Source organism: Cupriavidus sp. 96C5-1 (assembly GCF_057798855.1).
Map to the genome: position 1 here is coordinate 108,782 of NZ_JBYOJU010000013.1, position 12,911 is coordinate 121,692.

Genomic DNA, 12,911 nt, shown 5'->3' on the forward strand with positions numbered 1-12,911 from the left:
ATGCTGAACGGTGGCAAACGCTCGCCGGCAGCATTGTCTTCGCTTGTTTGTCTCGCAGGGGCATGCCCGCGGGGGAGGGTTTCCCCCGCGGAAAGGGAGCGATCATGCAATCAGCGTCTTGGCGGCGATCGCTGCCGCCACTACGCTGGACGCGCTGATGGACAGCTGGCATCCCAGCAGGAGGGCGCCGTTGGCCACGCTTCGACCTGGCATCATCTTGTGCGCTCCGAGGGATGAGTGGTGGCGGACATGCATCAGCGCTCGACGACCGGCGCGTGCACGGGAGCCAGCGATGCGTGCGGGGTTGCCGTGCGCTGCGCGGCCTTGTGGACCATCGTGTAGGCATAGTCGACCCCCATGCCATAGGCGCCCGAGTGTTCCTTGGCCACGGCCATCACCTCGTCGTACGTTTCGCGGTTCTTCCAGTCGCGTTGCCATTCCAGCATGACCTGTTGCCAGGTCACGGGCACCACGCCTGCCTGGACCATGCGCTGCATGGCGTAGTCATGCGCTTCCTTGGTCGTGCCGCCCGATGCGTCGGCCACCATATAGATCTCGTAGTCGCCCTCAAGCATCGCGCACAACGCGAAGGTGGTGTTGCAGACCTCGGTCCACAGGCCGGCCACGACGATCTTCTTGCGGCCATTGGCGGCCAGCGCGTCGCGCACCTTCTGGTCGTCCCAGGAGTTCATCGAGGTGCGCTCCAAGGTTTGCTTGCCGGGGAAGACGTCGAGCAGTTCCGGATAGGTATAGCCCGAGAACGAATCGCTTTCGACGGTGGTGATGGTGGTCGGCACGTCGAAGATCTTCGCCGCCTTGGCCAGGCCCACGACGTTGTTCTTCATGGTCTGGCGGTCCATTGACTGCACGCCGAAGGCCATCTGCGGCTGGTGGTCGATGATGATGAGCTGGCTGTTGCGGGGGGTCAGGACTTCAAGCTTGGCGTTCGACATGGTGTTCTCCTGTGGAACAATGTTCAATGATTTTGATGTTCTGTCCGGCGACCCTGTTCTCGCTCTGTTGCGGTGTAGCGCCGTCCATGTGCAGAACTATAGCGTCGGTAAGTGCACGAACAGCCAATCTGGATTGACAATGTTGTTCAATAAATTTGATATTTGTGGAGTTGTGCTAGGCCGCGGCGATCAACGCGCGAATCAGTCATTCGCAACTGAAAGGAGCGGCCACGGCCCGGAATCATGAGCGCAGCCTTAGGGGGCGCGGTGCATTTCCAGCGGCGGGTCTGACGCAAGGCCGTCGTTTCTGTCTACGAATTGGGGCTCTTGGCGATCCCGTCCCCAGCTCGCTGCGCACAGCTGGCCCGCGCGAGCACGACCCAGGCCCCTAGCCAAGCGCATACGGGATGAGCGAGAACTGCTCCAGATGATAGGGAGGCGGGCATTCAGAAAGAAGCGCTCAGACGGGAGGCGGGCATTGCCGCCATATCCGATATGACTGTGCACGGGGCGCATTGCCTACGGGCGGCGATATGCAACCACCGAACCCGCCGCGACGACTTAAATTTTCTGGTCTGGCTGGAATGGCCGATCACGAAGGACTCGTCTTTTGCGTCCCAGTGACCGATTCTAGCGCGGAGCCGACGTCTGAACGTCCGGCCGACGGGATGGGCGAATGTCGCCTCTCGACTTCCCTGCCGTTCAATCGTTGGGAGCGAACGGCCGCATCTCGGCTGATACCGGTCATGGCGCGGCCGGCACGCTGGTGGTGGGTCCGACCACCTTCCATTACGGCACTGCCAATTCCAATGTCTCGTCGATGCTCGGCCAGGGTTGGACCGATGTCAGCGTGGTCAGCGAGGAGCAGGCGCTGTGGCCCGGCCTGGCGAGTTAGTCAGCGACGATATCTTCCGCGCAATCAATCCACCTGGGCGTTCGACTGCTTGACCACCGCCGACCACTTGCGCGTTTCCGTCTCCACGAAGGCAGGCAGTTGTGCCGTGCTCAACGTAGCGGGTTCCACCCCTTGCACCGCAAGCTGTTTCTGCACGGTCGGGTCCTGCATCACCGAATGCATCGTTTCCACCAGGCGCGTGCGGGCCGCATTGTTCAGTCCCGCCGGGCCGGCCAGCAGGTACCAGGCCGTCAGGTCGAAACCCGGATAGCCGGATTCCGCCACGGTCGGCACATCGGGCGCAGCCACCGAACGGCGCTGACTGCTGGCCGCCAGCGCGCGCAGCTTTTGGTCCCTGAGGTAAGGCAGCACGGCAACCGGGTGATAGAACATGAAGTCGACCTGTCCACCCAGCACGGCGGTCAAGGCCTGGCCGCCTTCCTTGAACGGCACATGCGTCATGCTGACGCCGGCCATCGACTTCAGCAACTCGCCGGCCAGGTGGCCCGACGTGCCGCTGCCGGCGGAACCGAACGACAGCTTGTCGGGGTGCGCCTTCGCGTAGGCCACCAGTTCGGCCAGCGTCTTGTAGGGCGCGTCGTTGCGCACCACAAGCAGCGTGGGGGTATAGCCAGGCATGCCGATGAACGAGAAATCCTTGCCCGGGTCGTAGGGCAGCTTTCGATAGAGCGCCTTGTTGATCGCAAGCGTGCCGACCGTGCCCATCGTCAGCGTATAGCCGTCGCCCTTGGCCTTGGAGACGTAATCGGTGCCGATCGATCCGCCTGCGCCTGCGCGGTTTTCCACGACGATGGGCTGGCCGAGCCGCCTGGCCAGCGCTTCACCGATGATGCGCGCGGTGATGTCGGTAGAGGTGCCGCCGCCAAACGGCACCACCATGCGTATGGGTCGCGACGGAAATGTCTCGGCCAGGGCGAGGTTGGCCACCAGGGCCATCGATGCGGCCACGGCCGCCAGTGCTTTGTTCATTGTCTCCTCCGTTTCTATGGTTAGGCTTCGGTCTCGGCCGTGCCGCTCTGGTCATACCGTGCCTGCAATGCGTGCCGCACCTCGACGTCGTGCTCGCCCAGTAAGGGCGGCGGCACAACTTCCAGCGCGCGCTCGCCGTCGTACGACACGGGGCTGCGCACGGTGCGGAATTCACCGAGCGTGGGATGCCGCCCCGAGACCAGCAGTTGCAGATGGCGCGCCTGCGGGTCTTCCAGGGCCTCGCTGGTGTCGTACATCGGCGCATGGGGTACGTCCTCGGCCTCCAGTCGCTGGCACCAGATTTCGCGCGGATGCAGCCGGAACCGTTCGCCAAGTACGTCGATCAGCACTTCCTGGTGTTCGATGCGGGCCTCGCGTGAGGCGAAGCGCGGGTCCTTGAACAGGTCGGGGCGTTCGATGGCATTGGCTAGCCCTTGCCAGAACTTCTCGGGCGACGACATATGCAGGGCGATCCATTTACCGTCGGCACAGGGCAGCACGTACGACTGTGAAACACTGGGCCGGCTGTACGGCCCCATGACTTCGCCGGCGGAATAGTAATGCGTAAAGGCGTCGAGGTTGAAATGGCTCATCGCTTCAAGCATCGACACTTCCACCTTGCGGCCCACGCCGGTGCGGTTGCGTTCATGCAGCGCGCCCAGGATGCCGTAAGCGGCGTAGAACCCGGTCAGTGAGTCCGCAATGGCGGGGCCTACCACGCGCGGATTGGCTGGGTTCACCAGCAGATTCAGGAATCCGCTGGCCGCCTGCGCCACGGTGTCATAGCTGGGCCTGCCCGCGGCGGGGCCCGTCGCGCCAAAGCCGCTGATCGCGCAGTAGATTAGCCGTGGATTGATCTCGCGTAGCCGTGTCTCGCCCGCATTCAACCGCTCCGCCGCACCCGGCCGGAAGTTCTGGATATAGATATCGGCTTCACGGATCAACGCATCGAACACTTCCAGGTCCTCGGCGCTCTTGGTGTTGAGCGTGATGCTGCGCTTGTTGCGGTTATAGGTCTGAAAATGCGGGCTGTAGAGGCCGCCCTTGAACGCGCGGAACGGGTCGCCGGTCTCTGGCTGCTCGATCTTGATGACGTCGGCGCCGAGGTCGCCCAGCAGCATGCCGGCGGCGGGCCCGGTGATGAACGTGCCTTGTTCCAGCACCTTCACGCCTTGCAGGACTTTGATCATGAAATGGCTCCGGCAAGGTCAGGCTGCGGGATCGAAGCCGTCCGGCGTCTCGCCGACATACTGGACTTCGCGCGTGGCCTGGTACGACAGCGCGAAACCGATTGGCTGGCGCAGCTCTTCGCTCAGATGGGCGATCAGACCGCCGGTGCGCGCCAGGATAGGCACGCCCTTCAGTGCGTTGAGCGGAAAGCCTACGCCCAGCAGTACCGCTGGGATCGCCGCCGACACATTGAGGCTCAACGACTTGCCGACGATGTCCGGAATGACCGACTCCACGGCTTCGGCGATTTCGACATAGACGGTGTCGGCGCCCGCCTGGCGCACCACGTCGAACAGCGCCGCCACGCGCGGGTCGCGGGCCTTGTGCAGCGGATGACCATAGCCGGGAATTGCGCGACGCGCTTCGTGCCATGCGCTTACGACTGCACGGGAGGCGGCCTCGATCGATTCGCCTGCCTGCATGCGCTGACGGATCTCGGAAAGCATCACGCCCGCGGTTTCGGAAGCGCCGAGGATCACCGAGCCGCAGCCCAGGATGCCAGCCGCCACCGCACCTTGCAGCGCATCGGGCGCCGCGGCCAGCGTCATGCGGCTGGCTTGCACGCTCGGCACCAGGCCATGTTCGGCAATGGCCACAAGCGTGGCGTCTACGACTGTCAGGGCGGCCGCGCTGGGGCGCTGGCCCGTCACTAGGAGATAGAAGTACTCGGTAAAACTGAGCTTGCCGATCAGTTCGCGCGCCAGATCGGCGCCTCGCACCACGATGGTTTCCGTATTGGAAGTACTGATGGCAGTGCGTGGCACGGTTTCCTTGCCGATCTTCATGTTGCGTGTCTCCGTTGCATGGTTGCCTGTCTGATGCAAGCAGTCTACGGAGCGCGCATTACAGATGGAAATGATGAATTTCACTTCAAATGATCGATGGCATCGATGTATGATCTCGGCTTCCAAGGAATGACCGGTCCCTGACCATGGAACTCCGACATCTTCGCTATTTTGAGGCACTCGCAGAAACGCTGAACTTCACGAGAGCCGCCGAACGCATGCATGTGACGCAATCCACGCTGTCGCACCAGATCCGTCAGCTCGAAGAGGAAATCGGCCAGCCGCTGTTCGACCGCATCGGCAAGCGCGTGTCGATGACCGAGGCGGGAGAAACGCTGCTGCTCCATATCAGCCCCGCGCTGCGCCAGGTTGACCGTGCGATTCACGCAGTGCGCGACGAAGAGGGGCCGTTGGCGGGAGAAGTCCGTGTAGGCGCCACGCACAGCTTCAATATCCAGTTGATTCCGCAATGCCTGTCGACGTTCATCCGCCGCTATCCGTCAGTGCGGGTCATTGTGGAGGAGTTGAGCGCGGCCGATATCACGGCGCGGATTGCCGATGGCCGGCTCGACCTGGGGGTATCGTACCGGCCGGTGCAGGCGGAAGGGCTGTTCTTCGAACCGCTTTATAACGAGGAACTCAAGCTGGTGGTCAGCGAAAGCCATCCGATGGCCCAGCGCAAGCGGGCGCGCATGGTCGAGCTGCACGGCATGCGGATGGTGCTGTTGCCGGCCTATTTCGCCACGCGACAATTGCTTGACGATTGCTTCCGTGCGGCAGGCGCCGAGCCACAGGTCATCGCGGAGCTGAATTCCATCGCGCCGATGCTAGAGCTTGTCAGGCAAACCGATATCGCCGCCGTGATCGGCGGCAGCGCGGAATCATCAGGCAAGGGCCTGCATTTCATTCCTCTGGAAAGCCCGACACCGCAGCGCACGCCGGGCTTGCTGTGGAAGCGGGGTGCGCCGCGGGCGGTGCCAGTACGATTCTTTGCGACGATCGTCAGGCGCGCGGTGGAAGGGCTGCAGAGCTAACTATGCCGCACGACATGTCGTGCGTCGGGTGCCATGACCCGAGGTCAAACGTTTGGGCTCGTCCCAACGGCTGGCAGACGGTGCCTGTCTTATCGAGGTCGTAACCGCGACTTTCGAGGGACGGTACTTTCGTAGATATTCCGCCTGGTTGGCGGCGGCCCTAGCATTGCTGCCGGATCGGCAGATACGTAGTGCTGCATCGACCGGTTGAATCCACACCCCGTTTCTGCTGTTCGATCCAGCAAAACAAAGCGGCCGAAGTAAGCCCGAGAACGATCTCGACGCCGAAGTTCGTATCAGTCTCGATGCGCTCCATGGCGACCTTCACGCTGAATCCCGTGAAGCTCACGCCTGCCCTTTGTCTCGCCATTTCAGGCGATGACCTTCTACTCTGCGGCAGGCTGCTCGCGCATGCGGCGGGCTTCGTCGCGCAGGAACTGCTGGTAATCGTCCAGATCCCCGTCGAAGGGCTCGACGCCGCCCTTGGTGACCAGCCAGAACTCGTCGCATACGGCGCGCAGCAGGGCCCGGTCGTGACTGACCAGCATCACTGTGCCTTCGAATTCGTTGAGCGCCATGCCCAGCGCTTCGCGTGTGGCCAGGTCGAGGTGGTTGGTCGGCTCGTCGAGCAGCAGCAGGTTGGGGCGCTGCCACACGATCATGCACAACACGAGCCGCGCCTTTTCGCCGCCGCTCATGGTGCCAACCGCCTGATGGACCATGTCGCCGCTGAAGTTGAAGGTGCCGAGGAAGGTGCGAAGGGATTGTTCGCTGCCACTCTGGCCGGGGGCGCGCATGTGCGCCGGCGTGTCCTTGGCGAGGCGGATCATGTGTTCCATCGGCGTGTCGAGCGGGCGCAGCACGTCGAGTTCCTGCTGTGCGAAGTAGCCGATATTCAGGCCTTTGCCTTCGCTGATTTCGCCGGAAATCGGCGCCAGCGCATGCGCCACCGTCTTCACCAGCGTGGATTTGCCTTGGCCGTTGGCACCGAGAATGCCGATGCGCTGCCCGGCCAGCACGGAACGGTTGATGCCCCGCACGATGACCGTGGGCGGCGTGCCCGGCAGTGCGCCGGTCGGCGCCGGGTAGCCGAAGCTCGCGTCCAGCATTGACAACAGCGGGTTCGGGACGTTGAGTGGCTCCTTGAACTCGAAGTTGAACTCTGCGTCGGCAAGCACCGGTGCGATCTTTTCCATGCGTTCGAGCGCCTTGACCCGGCTCTGCGCCTGCTTCGCCTTCGAGGCCTTGGCCTTGAAACGGTCGATGAATTTCTGCAGGTGGGCGATCTTGTCTGCCTGCTTGGCCACCGCGGCCTGCTGCAATATGAGTTGCTCGGCGCGCATGTCTTCGAACTTGCTGTAGTTGCCGCCATAACGCACGAGCTTGGCGTTGTCGACGTGCACCGTCACCTGCGTCACCGCGTCGAGGAATTCGCGGTCGTGGCTGATCACTACCAGGGTTCCTTGATAGCGCTTGAGCCAGGCTTCCAGCCAGACCAGCGCGTCGAGGTCGAGGTGATTGGTCGGCTCGTCGAGCAGCAGCAGGTCGGACGGGCACATGAGCGCGCGCGCCAGTTGCAGTCGCATGCGCCAGCCGCCGGAGAAACTGTTGACCGGCTGACTAAGCTGCGCAGCACTGAAGCCAAGGCCCAGGATCAGCGCTTGGGCACGTGCGGGGGCATCGTGTGCACCGGCGTCGTGCAGGGCCATGTAGGCGTGCGCCATGCGCATGCCGTCGTCGCTGGCCTCGGCGGCGGCTACTTCGGCCTGCGCGGCCAACAGCGCGGTGTCACCCTCGACTACGAAGTCGGTCGCGCTCTGCTCGGTCTCCGGCATCTCCTGCGCGACCTGGCCCATCTTCCATGCAGCGGGAATCGAGAACTCGCCGCTGTCTTCGTGCAGCGTGCCGTTGAGAAGGCTGAAGAAGGACGACTTGCCGGCGCCATTGCGGCCGACAAGACCAATCTTTTCGCCGGGGTTGAAGGTGACGGACGCGCGGTCGAGCACGACATTGACGCCACGACGCAGCGTAACATTACGGACGGAGATCATAGGGAGCTACTTCGGAGAGGATTGGCATGATAGCCGATCGGACGTGCAGGGCTGTCGCTTTTCTGGCCGCACGCGTGAAGAACCGCTTGCGCTTTGCGGCGCCCACCGGCCATAAAGCAAGGCGGCCCCTGGCGCACGGGGTGCTCCGGCTGCGGGGCCAGCGAACATAGCGGTGAATGACGGCTCCTGGCCGATAGTGTTGAAAAACGCTGTGGACCCCGTTTCCGGCGAGGTTTCAGGGGTACCCGAACCCCCGACCGATCGACGATCGTTCAATACAGGCCGATCTGAGAGGTCGGCAACCGGCAGACCTGGTCTGCTCAGTGGGCAGATTGAGTTTTTCAACACTATCGGCCGTGAACGGCCGCCTGCAGCCGATTATCGAACGGGTGACCTTTCCCGAACCGAGAGGCCGATACTGACCCATCCCGGCTACCCGTCTGTTCCAAGCTTAACGGCAGCTTCCAGGTGCGAAGTCGTGGTCCGGAAATGCCGCGTCCGTCAGTCGTTACGCTGGCGCCGACTGAGGTCTTGGCATACCCGGAAAGAGCGTCACGATTGAAGTGCCCCAGAGCTGGCCGAGTTGGGGGGCACGCGCCACCCTAACGCCAAGGCACAAATGGCGCGTTGAGATTGAGCCGCCCGCCACAAGGCCACCGGTGGGGGCGCGCGACACCGGGTCATCGGCACCGCTTTGTCATTGCTTCGTCGCCGCGATGCAGCGTTGGAGGCGGCCGACCGACAACGAAGCGAGAACTACGAAGGGGAGGCGATGGCCGCGTTGGGCGACGCCTGGATGTAAAGTAGCGGGCACAAATGCCGATAGATCTAAGCTAGGCAGGTCCGCCTCACTTTCCACGGCGGACAATAAGGAGTGCATGAAGAAGACGACGATCATCTTCCTGGCTGGTGCCTTCCATGCTGGCGCGCGAGCGCACTGTTTGGACAATAACGTCGCCTTCTGGCCGGTCCCGGTCGGATCCCCGCCCGGCAGCAGCGGTCGTCCCTATCCGACCCCATTTGCGACGTTCGCCCGGGTTGAGGCCTGTGACCGTTTCGGCCGAAAAGACGACATCCGGCCGGCGGGTGCGATGGCCGCGCCCGTTCCGAATGCCGTCATTCATCAGCACAGACGGTACATCCGCTCAAGAACGGAGATTCATCCTACGACCGGCGTGACAGGAACAAAAGGGCTGCCACCGCAATCACCGGCCCGACAGCAAGTGTCAGCAACGCAACCGAAAACGAATGCGTCTGCCCATAGAAGTAGCCCACCGCGAGCGGTGACATGGCACTGCCGGATTGCCAGATCGCATTGGTCAGGCCAGCGGCGGCACCGGCGGAGTTGCGGCCGGAGGCGTCGCTTATCTGGGCCATGAGCACGGGCGTATAGCCGAATCCGACTGCGCCCAGCAAGGGGGCAATCAAGTAGAACTGCTGCTCCACGCCACGCGATCCACATAGCTGAGCAGGAACGCCGCCCACACGACCGCCAGCACCACCCAGCGGTATCGTGACGCGTCGACCGCCTTCTCCGCCATCGAAAAAGGATTGGGGCAGCTCAGGACCTCGAGGACAACCATCGGTGCGCCACGGTACCGGCCGAAGAAGGGCGTCGGCGCAGTGAGATCGGTGTCCTCAGGTGGAGCGGTGGAGTTCATATCCTAGCGCAGCAGCAACGCCGGGAATGCTGTATTCAATCTCACCACGTGCATTCGTCGAAGGTAGATTCGCCTCGAGCGTCCGTCATTGATCCGTCCATGTCGCCGCGCGCCGCGCGGGGGTCTTGCCGCCGAGCGCTTCTATCAGATAATCGACGAACGACGCAATCCGCGACGAAATCGCCGTGTTCCGGTAATAGACGGCTTGAATGGGCTGCCGCACGTCCTGTGTGTGGCGCGCGAGGATCTGCACGAGACGCCCGGATTCGCGGTCCTGCGCGGTCATGAAATCCGACAGGCAGACGATACCGGCCCCGTCGAGCGCGAGCTGCCTTAGCGTCTCTCCGCTCGATGACCACACGGCCGGCGCGATGCGGTACGGCTCGCCGTCTGCGTCAAGTATCGGCCACACGTTCAGTGACTCGGGCTGATTGAAGCCGAGCAGCGCATGCTTGCCGAGATCCTCGATCTTGCGCGGCTGACCGTGCGCGTCGAGATACGCGGGACTGGCGAGAATGCGCAGCCGGCTGTTGCCGATCAGCCGGCTGTGCAGCGTCGAATCCTTCAGGCGGCCGATCCGGATCGCGACATCGGTGCGCCGCTCGAGCAGATCGATGATGCCTTCATTGCTGTTCAGCTCCAGCTCCACCTGGGGAAACCGCTCGCGATAGCCGCGCACGAGCGGCACGATCACGTGCAGCATGAACGGCGACGCGGCGTCGACCCGCAAGCGCCCTGATGGCTTCTCGCGCCGTGCGAGCATCTGCTCTTCCGCGCCTTCGACCGAGTCGATGATCGCCCGCGCATTCTGCAGGAATGCCTGCCCTTCCTCGGTTAAGGCCAGGCGGCGGGTGGTCCGGCGCAGCAGCGTAGTCTTCAGCTTTTCCTCGAGCCGCGCGAGCGTGCGGCTCGTCGCCGACACGGTGAGATCGAGCTGCTCTGCGGCCGCGGTGATCGAACCCGTGTCGACCACCGTCGCAAATGCCTGGAGTTCGTCGAGCGTGACTTTCATTGTTGATCTGAAATCAAAATATATTCGTTTATAGACCAGTTTTTCCGCAAAAGTAAAGCGGGCAAACTGCGGTCCATTCTCACCGGACCCACGGATGCCCATCATGCCACTCGCCCTGCTTGCGCTGACGATCAGCGCATTCGCCATCGGGACCACCGAATTCGTGATCGTCGGGCTGATCCCGACGATCGCGTCCGATCTCGGCGTGAGCCTGCCCTCCGCGGGCCTGCTCGTCAGTCTCTATGCGCTCAGCGTCGCCGTCGGCGCGCCGCTCCTCACCGCGCTCACCGGCCGCGTGCGGCGCAAGACGCTGCTCGCCGCACTGATGGCGCTCTTCACCGTCGGCAACCTCATCGCATGGCAAGCGCCCAGCTACGAATCGCTGATCGTCGCCCGTATTCTCACCGGCATGGCGCACGGCGTGTTCTTCTCAGTCGGCTCGATCATCGCGACGACGCTCGTGCCGAAAGACAAGGCCGCGAGCGCGATCGCGACCATGTTCAGCGGCATGACCGTCGCGTTCGTTGCGGGCATTCCGCTCGGCACCTTCATCGGCCAGCACTTCGGCTGGCGTGCGACGTTCCTGATCGTCGCGCTGTTCGGTCTCATTGCCTTCGTCGGCGCGCTCGCCTTCGTGCCTCGCCGCCTGGCGCACACCGAACCCGCACCGCTCGCCCGGCAGTTCCGTGTGCTGACGCAGCCGCGCCTGCTGCTCGTGTTCGCGATGACGGCAGTCGGCTACGGCGGCTCGCTGATCGCTTTCACCTACATGGCGCCGCTGCTCGAGCAGATCGCCGGCTTCACGCCGTCGCAGGTCAGCCTCGTGCTCGTCGGCTACGGCGTGTCGGTCGCGTTCGGCAACGTCTGGGGCGGCAAGCTCGCGGATCGCGTCGGCCCCGTCAAGGCGCTCAAGCGGATCTTTCTGCTGCTCGCCGTGGTGCTGCTCGCGCTGACGTTCACCGTCCACCACGCGTGGCTGGCGGTGCTGACGATGCTCGCATGGGGCGCAGTCGCGTTCGGCAACGTACCGGGCCTGCAGGTCTACGTCGTCAAGCAGGCGCGGCATTTCGCGCCGGACGCCACCGATGTCGCCTCGGGCTTCAATATCGCCGCCTTTAATCTCGGCGTCGCAGGCGGCTCGTCGCTCGGCGGGCTGATCGTCGCGCACGTCGGCCTTGGCCATACGCCGTGGATCGCCGCAGCCGTGACGCTCGGTGCGTTCGCGCTGACCGCGCTGAGCGGCACGCTTGACCAGCGCCAAGGCCTGCCCCAACGCACGGCAGAACCCGTCGAACTTGCCCACTGAACGCCATCTTGACCTCGCCCCCGATCCACACGAACCGCTGCGGCGCCATCGCGCCCGGCGCCTTCATACTTGATTTAAAGTCAAATATGTTTATTCGCTAGCGGCGTTTATTTCATCAGTCCAAAGCGCCAGAATGCCTGGCAGATCGAACCGATCCATCCACTCCAAGGAGCACATGATGAGCAAGATTCCCGCTTTCGGCCTCGGCACGTTCCGCCTGCAAGGCCAGGTTGTCATCGACTCGGTCCGCAACGGCCTCGAAGTCGGCTACCGTGCGATCGATACCGCCCAGATTTACGGCAACGAAGCCGAAGTGGGCGAGGCGATCGCCGCTTCCGGCGTGCGCCGCGACGACCTGTTCCTGACGACCAAGATCTGGGTCGACCACTATGCGCAGGACAAGCTCGTGCCGAGCCTCGAGGAAAGCCTCGCGAAGCTGCGCACCGACTACGTCGACCTGGCGCTGATCCACTGGCCCGCGCCCGGCAACGGCGTGTCCATCGAGGAATTCATGGCCGCGCTCGCGGACGCGAAGGCGAAGGGCCTGACGCGGCAGATCGGCATCTCGAACTTCAACATCGAACTGACGCGGCAGGCGATCGCCGCGGTCGGCAAGGACGCGATCGCGACCAACCAGATCGAGCTGAGCCCGTACCTGCAGAACCGCAGGCTCGTCGAGTTCCTGCAGCGCGAAGGCATCCACGTCACGTCGTACATGACGCTCGCGTACGGCAAGGTGCTCGGCGACCCGTTGATCGGCGCGCTCGCGCAGCGGCACCAGGCGACGCCGGCCCAGGTCGTGCTCGCATGGGCGCTGCAGCTCGGCTACTCGGTGATTCCGTCGTCGACCAGGCGCGAGAACCTTGCGAGCAACCTGCTCGCGCAGACGCTGCGCCTGAGCGATGCCGACATGGCGCAGATCGCCGCGCTCGAACGCAACGGCCGACAAGTCAGCCCCGACGGCCTCGCGCCGCAGTGGGACTGAACGCGCCGG

Annotated in this window: 13 protein-coding genes; 4 read left to right on the forward strand and 9 right to left on the reverse strand. The window is 63.6% G+C overall.

Features of this window, described 5'->3' with window-relative positions; genetic code table 11:
* Positions 1-254: 254 nt before the first annotated feature.
* On the reverse strand, positions 255-953 hold the full coding sequence (locus AC3FOF_RS16725) for a hydrolase (protein WP_017229084.1): 699 nt from the start codon (positions 951-953) through the stop codon (positions 255-257).
* 676 nt (positions 954-1,629) lie between these two features.
* Between AC3FOF_RS16725 and AC3FOF_RS16730 the strand changes: the two genes are divergently transcribed.
* Positions 1,630-1,848, forward strand: a complete 219-nt coding sequence (locus tag AC3FOF_RS16730; protein WP_488727175.1) for a hypothetical protein — start codon at positions 1,630-1,632, stop codon at positions 1,846-1,848.
* A gap of 24 nt (positions 1,849-1,872) precedes the next feature.
* Here the strand turns inward: AC3FOF_RS16730 and AC3FOF_RS16735 are convergent, their stop codons facing one another.
* Genes AC3FOF_RS16735 through AC3FOF_RS16745 form a run of 3 tightly spaced genes read right to left on the reverse strand, consistent with a single transcriptional unit; the run spans position 1,873 to position 4,853 of the window.
* Positions 1,873-2,838 carry a Bug family tripartite tricarboxylate transporter substrate binding protein gene (locus AC3FOF_RS16735; protein ID WP_488727176.1) on the reverse strand — a complete coding sequence of 322 codons (966 nt, stop codon included), beginning with the start codon at positions 2,836-2,838 and terminating at the stop codon, positions 1,873-1,875.
* A 20-nt stretch (positions 2,839-2,858) separates the two neighbouring features.
* Complete coding sequence (locus AC3FOF_RS16740; RefSeq protein WP_488727177.1) at positions 2,859-4,028, reverse strand: CaiB/BaiF CoA transferase family protein; 1,170 nt, start codon at positions 4,026-4,028, stop codon at positions 2,859-2,861.
* Positions 4,029-4,046: 18 nt separating this feature from the next.
* Positions 4,047-4,853 (reverse strand): citryl-CoA lyase, encoded by an 807-nt coding sequence (locus AC3FOF_RS16745; protein ID WP_488727178.1) that lies wholly within the window; start codon positions 4,851-4,853, stop codon positions 4,047-4,049.
* A 146-nt stretch (positions 4,854-4,999) separates the two neighbouring features.
* On the opposite strand from AC3FOF_RS16745, the gene AC3FOF_RS16750 reads away from it, so the two are divergent.
* Positions 5,000-5,887 carry a LysR substrate-binding domain-containing protein gene (locus AC3FOF_RS16750; protein ID WP_488727179.1) on the forward strand — a complete coding sequence of 296 codons (888 nt, stop codon included), beginning with the start codon at positions 5,000-5,002 and terminating at the stop codon, positions 5,885-5,887.
* Positions 5,888-6,047: 160 nt separating this feature from the next.
* Here AC3FOF_RS16750 and AC3FOF_RS16755 read toward each other — a convergent pair whose 3' ends face one another.
* The 5 genes from AC3FOF_RS16755 to AC3FOF_RS16775 all read right to left on the reverse strand — a co-directional run bounded on the left by AC3FOF_RS16755 (position 6,048) and on the right by AC3FOF_RS16775 (position 10,611).
* Entirely contained in the window at positions 6,048-6,215 is a 168-nt protein-coding gene (locus AC3FOF_RS16755; protein WP_488727180.1) for a hypothetical protein, read from the reverse strand.
* A 58-nt stretch (positions 6,216-6,273) separates the two neighbouring features.
* Positions 6,274-7,938: an ABC-F family ATP-binding cassette domain-containing protein gene (locus AC3FOF_RS16760; RefSeq protein WP_488727181.1), complete on the reverse strand. Its 1,665-nt coding sequence runs from the start codon at positions 7,936-7,938 to the stop codon at positions 6,274-6,276.
* A 1,164-nt stretch (positions 7,939-9,102) separates the two neighbouring features.
* Positions 9,103-9,384 (reverse strand): hypothetical protein, encoded by a 282-nt coding sequence (locus AC3FOF_RS16765; RefSeq protein WP_017229075.1) that lies wholly within the window; start codon positions 9,382-9,384, stop codon positions 9,103-9,105.
* Positions 9,363-9,599 carry a hypothetical protein gene (locus tag AC3FOF_RS16770; protein WP_488727182.1) on the reverse strand — a complete coding sequence of 79 codons (237 nt, stop codon included), beginning with the start codon at positions 9,597-9,599 and terminating at the stop codon, positions 9,363-9,365. Before AC3FOF_RS16770 ends, AC3FOF_RS16765 begins: the two co-directional genes overlap by 22 nt.
* A gap of 85 nt (positions 9,600-9,684) precedes the next feature.
* Complete coding sequence (locus AC3FOF_RS16775) at positions 9,685-10,611, reverse strand: LysR substrate-binding domain-containing protein (protein ID WP_488727219.1); 927 nt, start codon at positions 10,609-10,611, stop codon at positions 9,685-9,687.
* Between the two features lie 103 nt (positions 10,612-10,714).
* Here AC3FOF_RS16775 and AC3FOF_RS16780 point away from each other — a divergent pair, with 103 nt between their 5' ends.
* Both AC3FOF_RS16780 and dkgB read left to right on the forward strand, forming a co-directional pair.
* Positions 10,715-11,917, forward strand: a complete 1,203-nt coding sequence (locus AC3FOF_RS16780; RefSeq protein WP_488727183.1) for an MFS transporter — start codon at positions 10,715-10,717, stop codon at positions 11,915-11,917.
* 178 nt (positions 11,918-12,095) lie between these two features.
* Positions 12,096-12,902, forward strand: a complete 807-nt coding sequence (gene dkgB, locus AC3FOF_RS16785; protein ID WP_488727220.1) for a 2,5-didehydrogluconate reductase DkgB — start codon at positions 12,096-12,098, stop codon at positions 12,900-12,902.
* The last annotated feature ends 9 nt before the right edge of the window (positions 12,903-12,911 follow it).

Coding starts and splice junctions, on each gene's coding strand:
- AC3FOF_RS16725 (WP_017229084.1), bottom strand. CDS start 953: ATGTCGAACGCCAAGCTTGAAGTCCTGACCCCCCGCAACAGCCAGCTC.
- AC3FOF_RS16730 (WP_488727175.1), top strand. CDS start 1,630: ATGTCGCCTCTCGACTTCCCTGCCGTTCAATCGTTGGGAGCGAACGGC.
- AC3FOF_RS16735 (WP_488727176.1), bottom strand. CDS start 2,838: ATGAACAAAGCACTGGCGGCCGTGGCCGCATCGATGGCCCTGGTGGCC.
- AC3FOF_RS16740 (WP_488727177.1), bottom strand. CDS start 4,028: ATGATCAAAGTCCTGCAAGGCGTGAAGGTGCTGGAACAAGGCACGTTC.
- AC3FOF_RS16745 (WP_488727178.1), bottom strand. CDS start 4,853: ATGAAGATCGGCAAGGAAACCGTGCCACGCACTGCCATCAGTACTTCC.
- AC3FOF_RS16750 (WP_488727179.1), top strand. CDS start 5,000: ATGGAACTCCGACATCTTCGCTATTTTGAGGCACTCGCAGAAACGCTG.
- AC3FOF_RS16760 (WP_488727181.1), bottom strand. CDS start 7,938: ATGATCTCCGTCCGTAATGTTACGCTGCGTCGTGGCGTCAATGTCGTG.
- AC3FOF_RS16770 (WP_488727182.1), bottom strand. CDS start 9,599: ATGAACTCCACCGCTCCACCTGAGGACACCGATCTCACTGCGCCGACG.
- AC3FOF_RS16775 (WP_488727219.1), bottom strand. CDS start 10,611: ATGAAAGTCACGCTCGACGAACTCCAGGCATTTGCGACGGTGGTCGAC.
- AC3FOF_RS16780 (WP_488727183.1), top strand. CDS start 10,715: ATGCCACTCGCCCTGCTTGCGCTGACGATCAGCGCATTCGCCATCGGG.
- dkgB (WP_488727220.1), top strand. CDS start 12,096: ATGAGCAAGATTCCCGCTTTCGGCCTCGGCACGTTCCGCCTGCAAGGC.